This window comes from Achromobacter sp. 1L-A-4-B-C2, from assembly GCF_057291955.1.
This window is the reverse complement of the sequence record NZ_JBXAWP010000001.1, coordinates 1145479-1165130: the sequence shown is the minus strand read 5'-3', so window position 1 is coordinate 1165130 and position 19652 is coordinate 1145479. Positions and strand designations below refer to the sequence as shown.

Here is a 19652-nt window from a genome sequence, read left to right as displayed (position 1 = left end):
GCGCCTGGGGCGCTTAGTCGCGCACCCTGGCGCGGCGCTTCTTGCCGCGCTGCGCCGTGGCCGCGCAACCCGCCGACGCGATGACGATGCCGGCAATTGCCAGCCATTGGGTTTGCGACAAGTGTTCGCTCAGCACGATCACGCCGGCCAGCGCGCCCATGGCCGGCTCCATGCTGAGCAGCACGCCAAACGTCTTTTGCGGCAGCCGCCGCAGCGCGATCATTTCCAGCGAGTAGGGCAGCGCGCTGGACAAAATGCCCACGCCAATGCCCGCCAGGATCAGCTTGGGGTCCAGCAAGGCCATGCCCGCATGCGCGACGCCCACCGGCAAGGCCACCATCGTGGCCGCCAGCAAACCCAGTGACGTCGCCTGGCCGCCATGCACGTTGCCGGCCATTTTTCCGAAGACGATGTATAGCGCCCAGCACACGGCGGCGGCCAATGCGTAGGCAATGCCGGTCGGGTCCAGGTCGTGCAGCGACTGGCCGGTGGGAATCAACAGCACCAGCCCTGCCAGCGCGCAGCCGATCCACACAAAATCAATCGCCCGCCGCGACATCAGCACGGCCAATGTCAGCGGGCCGGTGAATTCAATGGCGATGGCGATGCCCAGCGGCAACGTGCGCAGCGCCATGTAGAACAGCAGGTTCATGCAGGCCAGCGTCACGCCGTACAGCGCGATCTTCGCTGCGTTTTGCCGGGTCAACGCGAAGCGCCACGGACGCCAGAACGCAATCAGGATGATGGCGCCGATAACGATGCGATAGGCGGTCGTGCCCTGCGCGCCCACCTGGGGAAACAAGGACTTGGCGAACGACGTGCCGATGCACAGCGATGCCATCGCGCCGATCAGCGACAGGGTGGGAAGCAGGGTCGAGCCCGTGGCGTTGTGCCCGGTGTTCAAGGTGGCGGCGGTCATGGGTGCTAGGTAACGCTCAATGCAGGAACGCGCGGACGCGCAACGAAAAACGAAGGTTCAAGGCGCCAGCGTGGCGGCCGTGGAGTAAAGCACATACAGCGCCAGGCCCAGCATCACGGCGCCCAGCAAGCCTTGCTGCATGCGCAAGAACCAGGGGTTACGCCCGACCCAACCACGAATGCGCGACGCGCCGTAGGCAAAGCAGCTGCCGTAAGGCAGGCTGAGTACTTTCATGGTGATGCCCAGCACCATCATCTGCACCCACACGGGGCCGTTTTCCGGCGAGGTGAACTGCGGCAGGAAGGCGATCATGAACAGCAGCACCTTCGGGTTCAGCAGGTTCGTCATGAAGCCCTGCCAGAACGCATCGCGCGCATCGCCCGGCCGCGCCGACAAGGACACGTCGGCCGCCTGCGCGCAGCGGATCATCGCCTTGATACCCAAGTAACCCAGATACAAACCGCCCGCTGCCTTGATCGCCACGAACAGCGTCGGAAAGGCTTGCAGCACCGACGCCAGGCCCAGCACCACGGCGGGCACCTGGATGAAACCGGCCGCCACGTTGCCCAGCACGCTGTGCAAGGCCGGGCGAAAGCCTTGCGTCATGCCGCGCGACAGCGTCAACGCCATGTCCGGGCCGGGCGTGAGTTTAAGCGCCGCGTCGGCGGCAAGAAAAAGCAGAAAAAGCTGGAGCGACGGCATTGCAACGGCGGCTGATTGGCGTGTCCCACGGCAGGGCACCGGGGACGGAGGGCTCTCAGTGTACGCACGCCCGCTGATTTTTTCCTGCGTCCGGCGGCGGCCAAATGAAGTTTCCCGTCGAATTGGGCCGGACCTGTTCGCGCCCAGGATTAGAATCTGCGCAAGCCCGGAATCAACCCCGACCTTGGCCCGCAGCCCGCCCACAGCCCGGGCCGTTATCCGGCCTGTAGTCCGGCCCGCCAGCCGAAGCCGCCACCGCGTTTCCGACCTCCCCCCGTTCCGAGACCCCAATGGAACTAGACGATTTTGATCTTCAAATCCTGCAAAGCTTGCAGGAAGACAACCAGCGCACCAGCCAGGACGTCGCCGAACGCGTGAACCTGTCGCCGGTATCCTGCCTGCGCCGCATGAAGCGGCTGCGCGAATCCAAGGTAGTGACGGCTGATGTGTCCGTGGTGGACCCGGCCGCCGTGGGGCGCGCCATCATGATGGTGGTGCTGGTGTCGCTGGAGAGCGAACGCGCCGACAAGCTCGACCTCTTCAAGCGCGCCATGCACGGCGCGCCCGAGGTCATGCAGTGCCTGGCGGTAACGGGCGAAGTCGACTTCGTGCTGACGCTGACCATGGCCGACATGGCCGAATACGACGACTTCGCCCAGCGCCACTTCTGGGGCAACCCGAACGTCAAGCGCTTCTCGACGCTGGTGGTGATGAGCCAGGTGAAGAACACGTTGACGGTGCCGGTGGCTACATCGGCTTGAGGCCCAGCGTCTGGATCATCTGGCGGTACTTGGCGACCTGAGCGGTGGCGTAGGCGTCTGCGTCGGGCTGGCTCATCGGCGCCAATAAGCGGCGCCCCTCGGCTTCCATGCGGGCGCGCAGGTCGGGCTGTTCCAGCGCATAGCCCACGGCACGACGCAAGGTGTCCACTTCGGCGGCGGGCGTGTCCTGGCGCACGTAGTAACCGCCCGCGATCGTGTAGACGAAATCGGGGATGGTCTTGCTTTGCGATATCAGCGGCAGCTTGGCCAGCGCAGCGGGCAGCGTGTCCGAAAAGCTGGTCAGGATCTTCAACTGCTGTTGCGCGGCCATGCCCTCCATCGCTTGCTGGTAGGGCAGTACCGCAAAATCAACCTGGCGTCCGATCAGGTCTTGCAGCGCGGGCGCCGCGCCGCGATAGGGCACGTGCAGGAATTCCGCGCCCACGCGCCGGCCCAGGTATTCCGTCATGATGTGGTAGAGCGAACCGACGCCCACACTGCCGAAGGTCAGGGGGCTGGCGCCCGGTCGCTTGGCGTAGGCAATGAATTCATCCACGGTATTGACCGGCAGGTCCGCGCGCGCGAGCAACACGATGGTGGCTTCGCTGATGGGCTGCGTCAGCCGGAAATCTTCGGGCTTGTAGTGCGCGGCGGCGTTCAGGAACGGGCTGAGGATGACCTCGTTAGGCGACCCGTGCAAGAACGTGTAGCCGTCCGGCGCGCTGGTCAACACGCGGCGCGCGCCCAGCATGCCCGCACCGCCGCCCACGTTTTCCACCACCACCTGTTGCCCGAGCGCGTGGGCGATGTGTACGCCAAACTGGCGCGCGGACGCATCGCTGGCGCCGCCCGCCGGATACGGCACCACCAGGCTCAGCGGCTTCTTGGCCGGATAGTCCGCATGGGCCAGCGGCGTCATGGCACAAGCGGCAAGGCAAACGGCGGCCATCCGGGCCGGTAGATTCCAACGCATGCTGCTTCTCCCTTGTCATTTCTGTTGGCGCGCAGCCGGTTGTCCGGTCTGCCGTATGCAGTCTAGGCAGCGGCGATTGTTCGCATCAATGACTGGCGGGAGGTCCGATCATTGTGATTTTTGCATCGATGGAAGTGGCCGGCTGAGGCGCGGCCGGCTGAGGCGAGACCGGCCTAGGCGCGGCGGGACTCCAGGGCGGGAAAGGTCTTCAGGATGTGGCGCAGCATGCTGGCCGTGGCGGGCGGCAGATGCCGGCCGGCCAGGCTGATGACGTGCGTGCGGCTGTTGTTCAGGATGGGGTTGGCCAGCGGCAGCGACACCATCTGGCGAAACTGCGCGCCCTCGAGCGGCACGGACAGCGGGTTCACCACATAGCCCAACCCCTGGCTGGCGAATTCCCACAGGATTCTGAAAGAGTTGGTCAGCAGCGCGGGCTTGAGCTTGACGTTTTCGTCCAGCTCGGCCGCCTGGATGTGTTGGCGCACGCCAAACGATTCGTCCATGGCGGCCCACCCGTAGGGCGCCAGGTCGGCCAAGCGCAACGCACGGCGCGACCGCGCCAGCGGGTGGTCTTTGTGCACGTGCACGCGCATCGGCGCGGCGCGCGAATAGTGCGATCGCAAGCGCACGTCGTTGGGCGGCTGAAAGGCCAACGCAATCTGTACGCGCTCTTGCACCAGGCAACGCACGGTCTCGTTGGTGCCGGCCACGTGGATGCTGTAGGTGATGTCGGGGTGCTTGCGCACGAAGGACAGCAGCACGGGCTCCAGCACCATGTCGACAAAGCCCTCGCCCAGCGCCAGCTCCACATGGCCACGCGTTGCGCTTTTCAGGTTGTTGACTTCGGCCTGGAAGGATTCGTTCAGGTCCTGCTGACGGCGGGCGAACAGCGCCACCAGGCGGCCGGCGTCAGTAGGCACCACGCCGCGCCCACGGCGCTCCAGCAGCGTCAGCCCGGTGTCTGCCTCCAACCGGGCGATGGCGCGACTGATGGCGGACGGATCGGTATTGAGCTGATCGGCGGCGGCGCGCAACGTGCCGGTTTCTATCACTTGCAGCAAGCAGAGCGTCCGTTTGAACTCCAGGACATCATCCATGATTGGTTTCCATGACGGGCTTCCAAGAAAGACGCACCCCCCCGTATTCGGCCGGGTTGCATCGTTGCAAAAACCGCATCGATAAGACGCAATCATTGCTATCGGCTTTGTACCCGCGCCTGTCTATAGTCGATAGCCGTATTTCCCCCAAGCCTGCCTACGGAGAGACCGCAACATGGCTAACGTCCCATCGCCCATCAGCCCGGAACTGCTGCGCAACATGCGCGAATGGCGTCGCGACCTGCACGCCCATCCCGAAACCGCCTTCTGTGAATTCCGCACGGCCGACGTGGTGGCGCGCGAATTGGAGCGCGCGGGTGCCGTGGTGCATCGGGGCTTGGGCAAGACCGGCGTGGTAGGTACGCTGGCGCGGGGCGCGGGGCCGGTGATCGGGCTGCGCGCCGACATGGACGCGCTGGACATGCAGGAACTGGGCGACGCGTCGCACCGGTCGACCATTGCCGGCAAGATGCACGGCTGCGGCCACGACGGGCATACGGCCATGCTGCTTGGGGCAGCGCATCACCTGGCCGTGGACCCGGAATGGCGCGGCACGCTGCACCTGATCTTCCAGCCGGCGGAGGAACACGCGGGTGGCGGGCTGGCCATGGTGCAGGACGGCTTGTTCGACCTTTTTCGCTGCGACGCGGTGTACGCGCTGCACAACTCGCCCAATCTGCCGTTCGGCACCGTGTCCACGCGGGTGGGCACGGTGATGGCGAATTGCGACACGTATGAAATCAACGTCACCGGCAAGGGCTGCCATGCGGCGCAACCCGAGCATGGCATCGATCCCATCGTGGCGGCCGCGCAGCTGGTTACCGCCATGCAGGCCATCGTCAGCCGCAATGTGAAGCCCACCGACGCGTTGGCGCTAAGCATCACGCAGATTCATGCCGGCGATACCTGGAACGTGGTGCCCAACAGCGTCATGTTGCGCGGCAGTTGCCGCACGTTGACCGCCGCCACGCGCGACTTGGCCGAACGGCGCCTGCGTGAAGTGTGCGCGGGCGTGGCGGTGAGTTCCGGCGCCCATATCGAAGTGCAGGTGTTTCGCGGCTATCCGGCGTGCGTGAACACGGAAGCCGAGGTGCAGCTGGCGGTCCGTGCGGCGGCGCGCGTGGTGGGCGCGGACAAGGTTGATGCGGCTTGCACGCCGCGCATGGGCTCGGAAGATTTCGCGTATATGCTGCAACAGCGCCCGGGCGCGTACGTGTTTGTCGGCGCCGGGCGGCCAGGCGTTGAAAACCCGCCTGTGCATAACCCGTACTACGATTTCAACGACGACATTCTGCCGCTGGGCGCGCATTACTGGGTGGAACTGGTGAAAGCGGCGATGCCGATTTAGCGCGGCGGGTGGCGGGGTTCTGACGGCTCGTGGGTGGCGGAAGGTGCGGAAGGGGCGCGAGTAGAGGCTGTAGAGGCAGCAGAGGCAGCAGAGGCAGCAGAGGCAGCAGAAGCAGCAGAAGCAGCGGACGCCGATTCGGCTGCCGCCGATGCGACGGATGCGCCTGCACGCGCCAACGCCGCGCCCGCTTCCTCCGACACCGTGCGCAGATGCAGATCGCGCTGCGGGAAGGCGATTTCGATGCCGGCCTGGCGCAGCGCGTCGTACAGGCGCGTCAACAGGTCGCTGCGGATGTCGATCCAGCGGTCGAAATCGTACGTCCACGCGCGCACACTGAAGTCCAGCGTGCTGGCGCCGATGCCCATGAACAGTACCGTGGGCGCGGGGTCGGCAACGATGCCGGGCGTGTCGCGGGCGACGGCATCAAGCAGCGCGATCGCCTGGCGAGGGTCGGTGCCGTAGGCTAGGCCGATGCTGGCTTCAATGCGGCGGCTGCGGTCCAGCATGGTCCAGTTGGTCAGCTTGTCCGACAGCAGCGTGCCGTTGGGCACGATCACGTCGGCGCCTTCGAATGTCTTGATGCGCGTGGCGCGCATGCCAATGTCGCGCACCTGGCCGGACGTGCCGCTGATCTCCACCACATCGCCCGGTTGTATCGGCCGCTCGAACATCAGAATCAGGCCCGATACGAAGTTGTTCACCACGCCTTGCAAGCCAAAGCCGATGCCCACGCCCAGCGCGCCGAAGACGATGGTCAGCTGGCTGGTCTGGAAGCCCGCCGCCGACAGCGCAATGCCCAGGCCCAGCAGCAGCACCAGGTAGTACGACAGCGACGCAACGCTGTTGCCCACGCCACGCGGCAAGGCCATGCGGGTCAGCACTTCGTCGCGCAGGATCAGGCGGATGGTGCGCGCCGCCCAGAAGGCGATGATCACCGAAATAAAAAACAGCAACACGTTGCCCAGGCTGATGGAAACTTCGCCGATGGTCAGCGTGTAGGACAGCACTTCGGTAACGAATGCATAGGTGGCGCGCAGGATCCGAAAGCGGTCCATCGCGTAGACGGCCCAACCCACCGCGGCCGTTGCGGTCAAGAGGCGGATCAGCAACTGCACCAGCGGCGGCGCGTGTTCGCGCGCCAGCCGGAAGCGCGAGATGCCTTGCCGGGTCAGCAGCAATTGCAGCAGGGTGATGATGACCGTCACGCCGGCATAAAGCACCAGGCCGAAGTAGCCGCAGCCGATCACCGCGCTGGTCAGCATTTCGGCCAGCGACACATTGCCGAACAGGTTCGCGACCAGCGACACGCCCAGCAAGGCGGCGGCCCCCCAGGCGATGGCGCGCAAGATGGACGCCAGCCGTGCCGAGGCGGCAGGGTGGACCTGACGGCGGGTGCGGTGCAGCAGCCACAAGATGGCGGCCAGCGCCAGCGCGGTAAGCGCCACGGTCGACAGGCGGTAGAACAGCGTGTTGGCCAGGAACAGAAAGCCCAGGCGCTCGGCCAGGAACAGTGCGGTGATTACGTGCGGCCATTGGTCCAGCTGGCGTCGCGCGGACGGCGGCAGCAGGCGCAGCACCGGCACGGCGGCCAGCACCAGCGCTACCTGCTGCACCATCAACGGTGCGTCGGGCTCCAGGGCCAGCACGCCCAGCATCGATAGCAGCAACCAGGTGGACAAGGGCCGGCCAAGCACACCGGCGGCGGTTTCGCTCATGACGCCCGCGCGAATCGCGTCGCGACTTTTTCTTGCCAGCCACAGCAGCAGCGGCAGCAGCAACAGTTGCAGCACATGCAGCGCGCGCTGATTGCCACTGCCCGCCGCGCCGTAGTCGCGCGCGAAGCGCACTTCGATGTCCAGGCCGGTGCGCAGCAGGGCCAGGGTGTCTTCGCCCGTGTCCTGCGATTTGCCTGCATCCCAGAGCGGTGGCGAATCGATGCGCATCAGCCGCGCGTCGATATCGTTGATGGCGTCACTGACCGCGCGCTGACCCGCCTTGATGCGTTCTTCGACGGCGTTGGCGCGCTGTTCAAGCGCGGCCTGGCGCGAAAGCGGAATGGACAGGGCCTGCGCCGCCGCCGTCAACTGCGCCTGGACGGCATCCACGCGGTCGGCCAGCGCGGGCGGCAGGCCGGCGGCGGAGGAAGAATCCTTGATGGCCTGCCATGCGGCGCGGCGGCGCAGCAGTTCGGCGGCGTCGCTGGCGTACCAGGCGGTAGCCTGGCGCAGGTCCGCCTGCCAGCGTGCCAGCCGGTTGGCGTCAAAGACCCAGTGCCGCTCCAGGCTTTCCACGCGCATGATGGGCAACGTGCGCAGTTGGGCAGGCTGGAATTCGTAGAGTTTTTCGTCGGCGGATTTGCCGATGGCCTCAAGCGCCGGGCCCAGGGTAGCGTCGGGGTCGGTCACGGCCACGCGCTGCAACACGCCCTCGGCGTAGCGGGTGTCGCTGTCCGCCCGCAATGGAATGTCCGCCATCTGGATGGCGGCGGGCGGGGCAGGCGGCGATGCGGAAGGTGGGTCGGCGATGGCCACGCGGGCGGCGGCCAAGGCCAGCAAGCCTAGGGAACATCCGAACAGGTACTTGAGGACTCTGGCTCGGACGCGCATGTCGCGACTCCGTAGGGATGCTGCGAGGCGGGGGGCAACCCACTCTAGCGCATCACCAGCCCGCCGTCCACGAACAGCACTTGCCCCGTCATGAAACCGCTCCAGTCAGACGCCAGGAACAGCACCGGCCCGGCGACGTCCTCGGGGCGGGCGATGCGCCGCAGCGGCGTGGCCGCAATCAGCTGCTCGCGAAACGATTCTTGCGTGGCGCCGCTGGCGTCGGTCGGGTAGACCAGGCCGGGGGCCACGCAATTGACGCGCACGCCATACGGCCCCAGCTCAACCGCCAGGTTGCGGCTGAATGCCACCAGCGCGGCCTTGGCAGTGGTGTAGTCGTGGTACGGCACCACCGGATGTTCGACCAGGTTGCTGGCGATGTTGACGATGCAGCCTTGCGCGCGCTGCTTGAAATGCGGCAGGGCGGCGCGGCACACGTTGAATGCGGCGCCGACCGCGCCATCGAACTGCGATTGATAGTCCTGCCATTGCAGCGCATCGAAAGCGGTGCGCTGGCGGGGGTCGAACGCGTAGGGCCGCAAGGCATTGTTGACGACGATGTCCAGGCGGCCGGCGTCTTGCACGATGCCGTCGACCATGGCGCGCACGGCGTCGGGCACGCCGACGTCCGCCTGCACGGCCCAGGCATCGCCGCCGGCGGCCTGACATTGCGCGACCACGCTGTCGGCCGCGGCCGTGTTGCGCAAATAGTTGACGACCACGGTGGCGCCTTCACGCGCGAAGCTGCGCGCGATTTCGGCGCCGATGCCTCGGCTGGCGCCCGTCACCAGCACCACCTTGCCTGCGAATTTCAACGCCGCATTCATGTCATGCCTCCGGCAACAAGTGCGTGTCGACAACGGCGGCGATGTCGATGGGCTGCTTGATGAGGCCCAACGCGTGGTAAGCGTCCGCCGCCTGTTGCAGCAAGCCGATATCGATGGTGCCCAAGGGCCTGCCGCCGGATGCGATGGATGCGGCGTTGCGCAGCCGGATCACTTCCAGGTTGACGGCCAGATCGGTGCCGTCAAGGGCGCGCTTGCCGGCCAGCTGGGCCGCTTCTTCGGGATGCGCGATCATCCACGCGGCGCTGTCGCGATAAGCCTTCAGGAAGGCGCGCAGGAGGGCCTGCTTTTGCGGCAGTGCCGACTCGCGCACGACGAACAGGTCGCTGGACACGTTCAGGGTGTCGCTGACCTGCATCACGTTGACCTCGCCCAGGCCGCGCTTGCGCCCCACCAGCAAGCCGGTGTCGGTGGCGGCGGTGGCGTCCACTTGCCCTTGCAGCAGTGGCGCAAAGTTCAGCACGCCGGTGACGACGATTTCAACATCGGCTTCGGTAAGCCCGGCCTGATGCAGCATCACCAGCAGGTTCTGGCGCGTGCCGCTGGACAGGCTGTAGACGCCGATGCGCTTGCCCTTCAAGTCGGCCGGCCGCGTGATGTTGGCCGACTTCAACGACACCACGTTGAAGACGTTTTGCGGATAGATGTCGTAGATGGCGCGCAGCTTTTCGCCCTTGTCCAACGCCATGAAGAACGAGCCGGGGTCGGTGAAGGCCACGTCGGCCTGGCCGCTGAGCAGGTTGCGGATGGCGTCGCCACCGCCCGCGCCGGGCAGGTAGACAAGGTTGACGCCCTGCGCCTTGAAGAAGCCCTTGTCGGGCTCGGCCAGCAGGTTGGTGATTTCGCTGATGGGCTTGCTCCAGCCGGCCAGCGTGACGGTGCCGCTAACGGCTGTGGCCGAGGCGCCCTGGGCGCGTGCCGTCAGCGGCGCCACGGACGTGGCGGCAAGGCCTGCGGCGGCCGTCAGCAAGGCGCGGCGGGTGGGGGAAAAATGCATGGATGCGGTCCGGATGAAAGTCATGATTGATCGGCGTAGGGACGCAGCAGGCGTCGTTCCAGCATCAGCGTGGCCTGATAGCCCAGCAACCCGATGGCGGCAATGGCGGTCAGGGCGGCGAACATCAGGGGCGTGTCCATCATGCCTTGCGCGGCGATGATGACGGCGCCCAAGCCTCGGCTGGCGCCGATGAATTCGCCCACTACGGCGCCCACCAGTGCCAGCACGAGCGCCACGCGCAGTCCCGCCAGGATGCCCGGCAGGCCGGCAGGCAGCTTCAGCCGCAGCAAGGTTTGCGCGCGCGTGGCGCCCAGCATGCGAAACAGTTGCAGCCGGTTCGGGTCGACCTGCCGCAGCCCGGTCAGCGTGTTTTCCATTAAGGGGAAAAAACAGATCAGCGCGGTCATGACCACCGTGGGCGCCATGCCGAAGCCGAACCACACCACGAACAGCGGCGCCAGCGCCAGCTTGGGGACAACCTGGCTGACGATCACGTAGGGCTTGAGCACGCGGTCCAGCAAGGCCGATTCGGCCAACGCAATGCCGATGCCCAGGCCCGCCGCGCCGCCGATCGCCAGGCCCAGCAGCATCTCGGCAAGCGTTGCACCGATGTGTGGCCACAGGTAGCCGGTGGCCAGGCTGGTCCACAAGGTTTGCGCGACGGCGGACGGGGCGGGCAGCACCAATGCCGAGATACCGGCTTGGCGCACGGTGATTTCCCAGGCGCCAAGCAGCGCGACAAGCAGCGCCAGCGCCAGCACGCGGAATCGAATGGCGGGCGTCATGGGCGCGCCCCGGTCATGAATTCGTACACCTGCGCGCAGGTGGCGTTGAACGCGGCGCCGTGCCGCATGGCTTGCGTGCGGGGCGCGGGCAGGTCCACCGGCAGGTCGGCCAGCATGCGGCCCTGGTGCATGACGGCCACGCGGTCGCCCAGGTAGACGGCTTCGCTGATGTCGTGCGTGACGAACAGCACGGTGGTATTGCGCAAGCGGCACATGCGCAGCAGGTCGTCTTGCAGCTCGCCGCGCGTGATGGCGTCCAGCGCGGCAAAGGGCTCGTCCAGCAACAGCAAGGCGGGTTCAAGAATCAGCGCGCGGGCCAGCGCCACGCGGCTTTGCTGGCCGCCGGACAGTTGGCGTGGGTAGTGTTGTGCGTGGTCGGACAGGCCCAGCATGGACAGCAGATCGTGCGCGCGCCGTGCGTCTTCCGGCAGCGGTCGGCGTTGCAAGGACACGGGCAGCAGCACGTTGTCGATTACGTGTTGCCAGTCCAGCAGCGTCGGCGCTTGAAATACATAGCCCAGCTGCGGGCCGGGCGCGGCGGGCGTGCCGTCTTGCAGCACCACGCGGCCGGACTGCGGCGCCAATAGCCCGGCGGCAAGTTTCAGCAGCGTGGTCTTGCCGCAGCCGCTGCGGCCCACCAGACAATGAAAGCCGCCGGCTTGCAGGCGCCAGTCGATGCCGTTCACGATGGGCGTGCGCCCGGGGTAGGTGTAGACCGCCCCGTCGATGTGCAGGAAGGGGCGGGACGAGTCCGCAATCATGGTTCGTACGGCGCGTAGGGGTCGGCGGCGGTTTCGGCGGACTGTTCAATTTCCGTCATGCGCACCAGGTCCAGCAGGTTGAAACGGCCGTCGTGATGCCAGCCCGCTTCGGGCATGCTCATCGCGCCAATCGCGCTGACGCGGGTAACGCCTGCCGCGCCCAGCTGATCGGCCAGGCGATACAGCTCTTGGGGCGTGGCGGCCACGCCCGCTGTTTGCAGGTAGTGGTGGTGGGGCGCCACGCGCGCCGCCACCTCATCCAGCATGTCGATACCGGCCACCACGATGCTGCGTTGCAGGGCCGTGGGCGAGAGCGCGGGCGCGGTGTCCACATAAGAGACCGTCCAGGCGGCATCGGGGTCGCCGATCAACACGTCGGCGGCGTTGGACGGCAACTGCCATTCGATGGACTGCCGCCATTTGGCCAGCGCCGCCGATTCGGCCAGATCCAACGCGCGGCGCGGAAAGCGGCGATGCAGATTGGCTAGCTCGCCCGCCAGGTAAGCCGCAAAGTCGCGCGGCGATACCAGGCCGCCACGCTGCACGTAAAAAATCTGCGGCGAATAACAGCCCTGCTGGTCGTAGCGCATCACATCCCATGCCGCACGGCGTGCCAGGGCGGGGGCCTTTTGTGCGTCCAGCGCCGCCGCGCTGACCACGCCAAAGCCCAGCTTGTGGCCATGCGGCAGAAAGCGCGTCGTGACGGGCAGGCGGCGCTGGATGGCATGCAGGGCGTCGTTACCGCCGTACGCCACGACGGTATCGGCCTGCGCGTACAGGGCGGCGGCGTCGTCCTCGCCCGCGCCACGCCACCAGACCACGGCCAGGCAGTCGGTCAGCGGCGGGTGCACCTCGGCCAACAGGTGCGCGAACCAGCCGGCAAACAGCGGCTCGGCGCTGGGCAGCTTGCCAATATTGCCGGCCTTGACCAGCAGGCCGCAGATCAGGCTCCACAATGCCAGCGCGGGCACGTTGCCGGCCCAGCTGTGCACCAGCAATTGCGGGCCATGCGCGCGCACCGCGCCGCCCTTGGCCGCGGGCTGAAAGCCGTCCAGCACCTTGGGGTTGGCGAAGTCTTCGGCCACAAAGCGATGCAGCTGCGGCGCGCGGAACGTCTTGAAAAAGCCGGTCAGGCCCAGCCGCACCATCTGCCCGTCATAGCCGCTGACGATCGGCAACAGCGCATCGGCTTGTTGCCGAACCGGGTCGTTGGGGTCCAGCAACCGGGCGATGGCGCCGTCGATGACGTTGATGATCTCCGACACCATCATCGTCTTCAGATGCCGCGCGCTGGCCTGCTTGACGCGTTCGGCCAGCGCTTGCATCTGTGCGGCAGTCAGCACCGGCACGGCCACTTCCACGCGCCGGCCGTCCTGCTCGAAGGGCAGGGTCTGCCATTGGACATCGGCCGAGGTCAGCCCCGGCAGATAGCCCGCTTGGACGCGTTGCACGCTCATGGCCGCGCCGACTGAATGAATTCTTCGACGGCCAGCGAGCAGCCCTTGGCCTGCGCGCCTTCAGCACGGCCCAGCAGCAAAAAGCCGCCATCGGCGGGTTGCCCGACGTCTTCAGTGAGGATGGTGCTGACCGAATTGAAGTTGCCCAGGTCGCAGTGCGCCAGGATGCCGCGTTCGCCCGCGGGCACGGTGCGGCCGCTGGCGGGGTCGACCAGGCGCGAGCGAATCCAGTGCGGCCCCGATTTCACGGAAGGGACGGTGGCATTGCCGTCGTCATAAAACTGCGTGCTGAGTTCGGTCATGCCATACATGTTGATGCACAGCGATCGCGGCACGCCCAGCAGCTCGGACAGCTCGGAATAAAAGGTGTCCAGCGGCAGCTCGCGCGATTGGCCCTTGTAGCCGCCGGTGTCCAGGATGCGGCTGCCCGGCGGCAAACGGAACGTGCGGCCCGCGGTGCGCAGCGCATCGATCACATGCACGAAGCTGAAACTGGCGCCCAGCAGCGCATAGGGCTGGCCGTCGCGTTCAGCCTCTTCAAGGCGACGCCACAACCCATCCAGGTCGATGCCCTGCGGCGACATGAAATAGCGGCTGTCTTCGGTGCCGAACGCGGTCTTGGCCAGGGCCAGGTAGTGGGCCAGCGACGAATTGGGCATGGCGGCTTCGTCCGGAAACAGAATGCCCATCGGAAGGCGCGGCGTGCCCCGCATGACGCGCGCGGCGAAATTGCGGGTCATGGACAGGTCGTAGACCTCAAGATGCGGGTGAAAGTGCCGCCCGCGCATATCGGCGCGTGTCGTGCCGCTGGTCATGAAGACACGCTCGTCGGCCCGAGGCGCCTCGCAGCGCAGCTCCATCGCCTTGAAGGCGTCGATGGGCACGGCGGGAATGTCGCTCCAGGTCTTCACATTGCGCACGGTCGCGCCGCGCCGCTGGCAAAACGCGCGATACGGCGCGTTGGCGCCATATTGATACGCAAAAAGCCGTAGCGCCATCCGGTCGAACTGCGCATCGGTGCAGCCGTCCTGGGCAATGAATTCAAGAAGTTCCGCGACGGGCGGGGCAGCGTTGTTCATGGGCGTTCGTCGATTCCGGTACAAGGAAGCTCCGAAGCCCGCCCGCGCAAGCGGCGCAAGGGCGCGGCAGGGTCGGACGATTGCTCTTCTTACGCCGGCATGAACCGGGTCAAGTTCGCGGGTCTGAATCTCAGCACTGGCGTGCACCCCGGAGCGAAGGCAATGTTAACCCGCTCTAGGGTTCGCCGCTTAGGTCGAATCCTTGCTGACCGTCCATTCGGAAGGCTGCGGGGTCATAACCGCTGGCCAGGACGATGGAACGCACCTGGCATACGCCAGCCTCACGTAGCCGTTCGCAGTATTTGTGCAGCGAGGAAGCGTCCTCATTGAGGACAAAGGGAATGCGCTCGTGACAAGCCTGGGCAATGAGTTTGATGTCATCACGCGCAACTGCGCGCCCAGTGCCATCGCCCCTTGGGCCCAGCGCATTCCACAATTGGGCGGCTCGCTGCCCGTGCGGGATGTTGAACGGCAGGTGGCGAAACTTTTGCAGTGGTAAGTCGGTCAGTGCTTGCTTGATGCCGAATTCCGCTGCAACGACTGCCGAAAAATAAATCGGCAGAGACTCGTCAAGCATCTGCCGGAAGTACCGGGTGGCAATTTGGTGGTTGGGGCGAGTCGCGTCGACGAGCGAGATCAGATAGCTGGTATCCAGCAACACTGCTGCCGTCATGAGTCGTCGCCACGCAGTGATTCAACCCATCGTGTTGCGTCGGGTACGTCCGCCCAGGCCGCGGTGCCTTTGCGTACCATTCGCTGGAATTCATCGTCGTCGTACGCGGGGTGGTGCACCTCAAACGAGCGCAGATTCAAATTGCGCAATTCACCGGTTCGTAGATTCTCTTCAGCGGTCACGTGCAGCAAGGCTGGGCGATAGAGGCGATTTTCGCTCTCCTGTGCCAGTAATTGCTGAGTGGCGGCTACCGTAAGCGATTTGCCATTTTCAAGCACAAGGTGAACGTTCGCCTTGGTCTTGCCGCCCCAGTCCACGATTTTGCCGTGTAAGTACTTTTCCACGGTTACCCAAATATCGACGGATTGTTTGAAGTCTGACTGGGCATTGACAATCGTCAGCGCGCGCCGCGTGTTGTCTTCAAGGGCGTAAACACGATCGGGATTGTTGCGTGCCTGGGCTTGCCAGCGCTCGATGACCGCCGCGCGCCGGGGATCAATGGCTTCGAGAGAATTCGGGACGGCTAAGCGTTCCACATCGGCCCAGAGCGTTGATGCCGCCAACAACCCTTCGGCGACTAAAACCAGCGACCCGTCTTCTATCGACACCAGCACTGCGGCCGGGTTGACCTCTCGGGTGGACCCTTGCAGAAAGTCGCTGACGTCTTTCTGAAACTCGCCAAGCAGGCTCAAGGGAACAGCCTTTGGGCCCACATCAACGCCGTTGATGCGGTCGCGCACAGCGAAGCGAAGATTGGCGGCCGGTTTCATACCGACGATTGTAGACCTCGTGCCCGGCTTTTTTGCCGGCATGTAATATTTTGCAAGCGGGCGCCGAGGCGGGGGTGAAGGCCAGAATTTGGACGTAAAAAAATCCCCACAGCGGTGGAGATCAGGAGGGCTGGTGGCCTGGGGCGGAATCGAACCACCGACACAAGGATTTTCAATCCTCTGCTCTACCGACTGAGCTACCAGGCCAACACGTACACGGTGCAAAAAGCCCAGCGCGGGGGCTGGGCTTTTTTGGAACTTGATATTGCTATCGCAATCCCAATAATTCTTTTGGTGGCCTGGGGCGGAATCGAACCACCGACACAAGGATTTTCAATCCTCTGCTCTACCGACTGAGCTACCAGGCCAACGAAGTCCGCAACTATACACAATTTTTTTTGCCCACGCCAGCCGTAGGGGCGGATCCGCCAACTATTTTTCGCCCCGTCGCGCCTGCCGACTGTTGGGTGAATGGAACGGAAGGTGCGACGCAGGGTCGCGGAAGTGGGCGCAAATGGCCTGGGGATAACCCGCAGGGGTATAATCTTTCAGTCATTTTCGTGGCAGTTCTTTACGCATCCACATGTCGGTCGCTGTCCTTGCCTTCGGTCTGAACCACACGTCCGCGCCGGTTTCGGTTCGCGAACGCGTGTCCATGCCCGTCGATCTGGTCAAGCCTGCGCTGGAAGGTCTGCGTTCGGCATTCGGCGGTTCCGTCCGTGAAGCCGCCATCCTGTCCACCTGTAATCGCACCGAAATCTATTGCGCGGCCGACGGTCACGTCGCTGATCAATTGCCCGCCTGGCTGGCTGAACATAACCGCCTGGACGCCGGCACGCTGCGCCCGCACCTGTACCGCCATCATCAAGACGACGCCGTCCGTCACGCTTTCCGCGTGGCCAGCGGGCTGGACTCCATGGTGCTGGGTGAAACCCAGATCGTGGGGCAGATGAAAGACGCCGTGCGCGCCGCCGGCGAAGCCGGGTCGCTGGGCACCTTGCTGCACCAGATGTTCCAGCGCACGTTCTCGGTGGCCAAGGAAGTGCGGTCGCAGACCGCCATTGGCGCACAGTCGGTGTCCATGGCCGCCGCCGCCGTCCGCCTGGCCGAGCGCGTGTTCGGCAACCTGGACCAGGCCCGCACGCTGTTCATCGGCGCGGGCGAAATGATTGAACTGTGTGCCACCCACTTCGCCGCGCAACGCCCGCGCAGCATGGTGGTGGCCAACCGCACGGCCGAGCGCGCCGAAATCCTGGCCAACCGTTTTTCGGCCAGCACCATGAAGCTGTCCGACCTGACGGATCGCCTGTCCGAGTTCGACGTCATCGTTTCCTGTACGGCAAGCTCCCTGCCCATCCTCGGCCTGGGGATGGTGGAACGGGCTACGCGCCTGCGCCGCCACCGCCCCATGGTCATGATCGACCTGGCCGTGCCGCGCGACATCGAGCCCGAAGTCGGCCGCCTGGACGACGTCTATCTGTATTCGGTGGACGACCTGGGCCGGCTGGTGCAGACCGGCACCGACGCGCGCCGCGCTGCCGTGGTGCAGGCCGAAGCCATTATCGAAACCCGCGTCCAGGGCTTCATGCACTGGATGCAGTCCCGCGAAGTGGTGCCCGTTATCCGCGACCTGCACCAGGCCGCCGAAGACGTCCGCGCCGCTGAACTGGAACGCGCGCGCCGCCTCCTGGCGCGTGGCGAATCGCCCGAAGCTGTGCTGGAACAGCTGGCGCACGGGCTGACGCAAAAATACCTGCACGGCCCGCTGGCGGCCTTGAACCGCAGTGAAGGCGACGACCGCAAGCAGCTGCTTGCCTGGATGCCTCGCCTGTTTCCCGGCCGCGACTCCCGCCGTTAGCGAATCTGCCCCACGTCCCGCCTCCTGGCGGGCGTTCGTCTTGTGGGCGCCCGCTATTCCCGTTTTTTCTTTGGTCATTCCCCCATGAAATCTTCCATGCGCAGCCGGCTGGAGCATCTGTGTAACCGCCTGACCGAGGTGGACGCGTTGCTGGCCCAACCGGAAACCGCGTCCGATATGGACCGTTTTCGCAAGCTCTCGCGCGAACGCGCCGAGCTGGAACCCGTGGTCGACGCGTTCACCGCATTTGCCCGCACTGAAGAAGACTTGGCGACGGCGCAGGAAATGCTGTCCGACCCCGACATGAAGGCCATGGCCGAAGACGAGATCAAGTCGGGCCGAGGCAAGCTGGAAAGCCTGGAAAGCGCATTGCAGCTCTTGCTGCTACCGCGCGACCCCAACGACGGGCGCAGCGTGTTCCTGGAAATCCGCGCCGGCACGGGCGGCGACGAAAGCGCGTTGTTCTCGGGCGACCTGCTGCGCATGTACACCCGCTACGCGGAAGCGCGCGGCTGGCGCGTCGAGCTGATGTCGGAAAGCGCCTCGGAGCTGGGCGGCTACAAGGAAGTGATCGCGCGCATTGATGGCGACGGCGCCTACGGCCGCCTGAAGTTCGAATCCGGCGCACACCGCGTGCAGCGCGTGCCGGCCACCGAAGCGCAAGGCCGCATCCACACGTCGGCCTGCACCGTGGCCGTGATGGCGGAAGCCGACGAGATGTCGGAAATCGTCATCAACGCCAACGACCTGCGCATCGACACGTTCCGAGCCAGCGGCGCGGGCGGCCAGCACATCAACAAGACCGATTCAGCGGTGCGCATCACCCACTTGCCGACCGGCCTGGTGGTGGAGTGCCAGGATGACCGCTCGCAGCACCGCAACAAGGACAAGGCCATGCAGGTGCTGGCCGCGCGCCTGAAAGACAAGGAAACGCGCGAGCGCCAAAGCAAGGAAGCCGCCGAGCGCAAGAGCCTGATCGGCACGGGCGACCGCTCCGAGCGCATCCGCACCTATAACTTTCCGCAGGGCCGCGTGACGGACCACCGCATCAACCTGACGCTGTACAAGTTGCAGCAGATCATGGAAGGCGACCTGGAAGAGCTGACCGGCGCGCTGATCGCCGAGCATCAGGCCGAGCAGTTGGCGGCGCTGGGCGACGACCTCTGACGCGCGCGCCATGACGACGCCCCAGCTCAAAAGCCTGCTGCTCGACACCCGCCTGCCGCGCCTGGAAGTGCGGATGCTGCTTGAGCACGTGCTGCAAAAGCCGCGCGCATGGCTGCTGGCGCACGACACCGACCCGCTGGACCCCGACGTTGCCGCCGCGTTCAACGCGCTGCTGGCGCGCCGGCTGGCGGGCGAGCCGATGGCGTACCTGCTGGGCCACCGCGAATTCATGGGTCACCGATTCACCGTGACGCCCGACGTGCTGATTCCCCGTCCTGACACCGAAGTGCTGGTGGAAACCGCGCTGGAGTGCGTGGCGGGCATGGCCGGGCCTGCCGTGCTGGACCTGGGCACGGGCAGCGGCGCCATTGCGATCTCCATCGCCCTGGCCCGACGCGATGCGCGCGTGATGGCGTCCGACGTCAGCGCCGCCGCGCTGAAGGTGGCGGCGGCCAACGCGTGGGATCTGACCGCATCGGTGCGTTTCGTGGAAGGCAGCTGGTTCGATGCGGTGCCGGCCGGCGAGGGTTTCGATCTGATCGTGTCCAACCCGCCCTATGTGGCCAGCAACGACCCGCATCTGGACCAGGGCGATCTGCGCTTTGAACCTCGCGGTGCGCTGACCGACGGCGCGAGCGGGTTGCAAGACCTGAGCCGCATCGTGACGGGCGCCGCCCAGCACCTGAGGCCGGGGGGCGCGCTGTGGCTGGAACACGGCTGGGACCAGGCGCAGGCGGTACGCGGCTTGCTGGCCGATGCCGGGTTCGAGAATGTGCACAGCCGCCACGACCTGGCCGGCATCGAGCGAATTTCCGGCGGACGCCGGGCTGCCGCGCGCGGTTGACCCGGGCCGTCTG

The 19652-nt window shown here is 65.8% G+C and carries 18 protein-coding genes, 2 tRNA genes and 1 riboswitch; of the genes, 5 read left to right on the top strand and 15 right to left on the bottom strand.

Annotation, left to right across the window (positions count from 1 at the left end; genetic code table 11):
• Positions 1 to 13: 13 nt before the first annotated feature.
• Entirely contained in the window at positions 14 to 919 is a 906-nt protein-coding gene (locus tag AC0Z35_RS05340) for an EamA family transporter (protein ID WP_485131164.1), read from the bottom strand.
• A 57-nt stretch (positions 920 to 976) separates the two neighbouring features.
• Positions 977 to 1621, bottom strand: coding sequence for a LysE family translocator (locus tag AC0Z35_RS05335; RefSeq protein WP_104142756.1), 645 nt, complete (start codon positions 1619 to 1621; stop codon positions 977 to 979).
• A 290-nt stretch (positions 1622 to 1911) separates the two neighbouring features.
• Between AC0Z35_RS05335 and AC0Z35_RS05330 the strand changes: the two genes are divergently transcribed.
• Entirely contained in the window at positions 1912 to 2382 is a 471-nt protein-coding gene (locus tag AC0Z35_RS05330; RefSeq protein ID WP_046803228.1) for an Lrp/AsnC family transcriptional regulator, read from the top strand.
• Here the strand turns inward: AC0Z35_RS05330 and AC0Z35_RS05325 are convergent.
• Together AC0Z35_RS05325 and AC0Z35_RS05320 are read right to left on the bottom strand one after the other, a co-directional pair.
• The gene (locus tag AC0Z35_RS05325; protein WP_104142759.1) at positions 2369 to 3355 is read right to left on the bottom strand and encodes a Bug family tripartite tricarboxylate transporter substrate binding protein; all 987 of its coding nucleotides are present in this window, start codon (positions 3353 to 3355) and stop codon (positions 2369 to 2371) included. The two genes, AC0Z35_RS05330 and AC0Z35_RS05325, sit on opposite strands and share 14 nt — an antisense overlap.
• Before the next feature lie 173 nt (positions 3356 to 3528).
• Positions 3529 to 4452: a LysR family transcriptional regulator gene (locus AC0Z35_RS05320; RefSeq protein WP_485131165.1), complete on the bottom strand. Its 924-nt coding sequence runs from the start codon at positions 4450 to 4452 to the stop codon at positions 3529 to 3531.
• Positions 4453 to 4627: 175 nt separating this feature from the next.
• Here AC0Z35_RS05320 and AC0Z35_RS05315 point away from each other — a divergent pair, with 175 nt between their 5' ends.
• Complete coding sequence (locus AC0Z35_RS05315; RefSeq protein WP_485131166.1) at positions 4628 to 5800, top strand: M20 aminoacylase family protein; 1173 nt, start codon at positions 4628 to 4630, stop codon at positions 5798 to 5800.
• On the opposite strand, the gene AC0Z35_RS05310 is transcribed toward AC0Z35_RS05315, so the two are convergent.
• The 11 genes from AC0Z35_RS05310 to AC0Z35_RS05260 form a co-directional block, all read right to left on the bottom strand.
• Positions 5797 to 8406, bottom strand: coding sequence for a mechanosensitive ion channel family protein (locus tag AC0Z35_RS05310; RefSeq protein ID WP_485131167.1), 2610 nt, complete (start codon positions 8404 to 8406; stop codon positions 5797 to 5799). The two genes, AC0Z35_RS05315 and AC0Z35_RS05310, sit on opposite strands and share 4 nt — an antisense overlap.
• Positions 8407 to 8450: 44 nt before the next feature.
• Positions 8451 to 9230, bottom strand: a complete 780-nt coding sequence (locus AC0Z35_RS05305) for a 3-oxoacyl-ACP reductase (protein ID WP_314355375.1) — start codon at positions 9228 to 9230, stop codon at positions 8451 to 8453.
• Between the two features lies 1 nt (position 9231).
• On the bottom strand, positions 9232 to 10245 hold the full coding sequence (locus tag AC0Z35_RS05300; RefSeq protein ID WP_485131168.1) for an ABC transporter substrate-binding protein: 1014 nt from the start codon (positions 10243 to 10245) through the stop codon (positions 9232 to 9234).
• Positions 10246 to 10265: 20 nt separating this feature from the next.
• Positions 10266 to 11030, bottom strand: a complete 765-nt coding sequence (locus AC0Z35_RS05295; RefSeq protein WP_485131169.1) for an ABC transporter permease — start codon at positions 11028 to 11030, stop codon at positions 10266 to 10268.
• Entirely contained in the window at positions 11027 to 11791 is a 765-nt protein-coding gene (locus AC0Z35_RS05290) for an ABC transporter ATP-binding protein (RefSeq protein WP_485131170.1), read from the bottom strand. Before AC0Z35_RS05290 ends, AC0Z35_RS05295 begins: the two co-directional genes overlap by 4 nt.
• Positions 11788 to 13248: an acyl-CoA reductase gene (locus AC0Z35_RS05285; protein WP_485131171.1), complete on the bottom strand. Its 1461-nt coding sequence runs from the start codon at positions 13246 to 13248 to the stop codon at positions 11788 to 11790. Before AC0Z35_RS05285 ends, AC0Z35_RS05290 begins: the two co-directional genes overlap by 4 nt.
• Positions 13245 to 14327 (bottom strand): LuxE/PaaK family acyltransferase, encoded by a 1083-nt coding sequence (locus AC0Z35_RS05280; RefSeq protein WP_485131172.1) that lies wholly within the window; start codon positions 14325 to 14327, stop codon positions 13245 to 13247. Before AC0Z35_RS05280 ends, AC0Z35_RS05285 begins: the two co-directional genes overlap by 4 nt.
• Positions 14328 to 14396: 69 nt before the next feature.
• Positions 14397 to 14488, bottom strand: a riboswitch (TPP riboswitch).
• Between the two features lie 14 nt (positions 14489 to 14502).
• On the bottom strand, positions 14503 to 15000 hold the full coding sequence (locus tag AC0Z35_RS05275) for a hypothetical protein (RefSeq protein ID WP_046803236.1): 498 nt from the start codon (positions 14998 to 15000) through the stop codon (positions 14503 to 14505).
• Complete coding sequence (locus AC0Z35_RS05270) at positions 14997 to 15770, bottom strand: hypothetical protein (RefSeq protein ID WP_485131173.1); 774 nt, start codon at positions 15768 to 15770, stop codon at positions 14997 to 14999. The genes AC0Z35_RS05275 and AC0Z35_RS05270 overlap by 4 nt, the downstream gene beginning before the upstream one ends.
• 131 nt (positions 15771 to 15901) lie before the next feature.
• Positions 15902 to 15977: transfer RNA gene (locus AC0Z35_RS05265), tRNA-Phe, on the bottom strand.
• A gap of 85 nt (positions 15978 to 16062) precedes the next feature.
• A tRNA-Phe gene (locus AC0Z35_RS05260) sits at positions 16063 to 16138 on the bottom strand.
• A gap of 215 nt (positions 16139 to 16353) precedes the next feature.
• Between AC0Z35_RS05260 and hemA the strand changes: the two genes are divergently transcribed.
• The 3 genes from hemA to prmC all read left to right on the top strand — a co-directional run bounded on the left by hemA (position 16354) and on the right by prmC (position 19639).
• Positions 16354 to 17628 (top strand): glutamyl-tRNA reductase, encoded by a 1275-nt coding sequence (gene hemA / locus AC0Z35_RS05255; RefSeq protein WP_046803238.1) that lies wholly within the window; start codon positions 16354 to 16356, stop codon positions 17626 to 17628.
• Between the two features lie 84 nt (positions 17629 to 17712).
• A complete protein-coding gene (gene prfA / locus AC0Z35_RS05250) occupies positions 17713 to 18795 on the top strand; it encodes a peptide chain release factor 1 (protein ID WP_046803353.1) in 1083 nt (360 codons plus the stop codon).
• A 10-nt stretch (positions 18796 to 18805) separates the two neighbouring features.
• Positions 18806 to 19639, top strand: coding sequence for a peptide chain release factor N(5)-glutamine methyltransferase (prmC, locus tag AC0Z35_RS05245; RefSeq protein ID WP_485131174.1), 834 nt, complete (start codon positions 18806 to 18808; stop codon positions 19637 to 19639).
• The last annotated feature ends 13 nt before the right edge of the window (positions 19640 to 19652 follow it).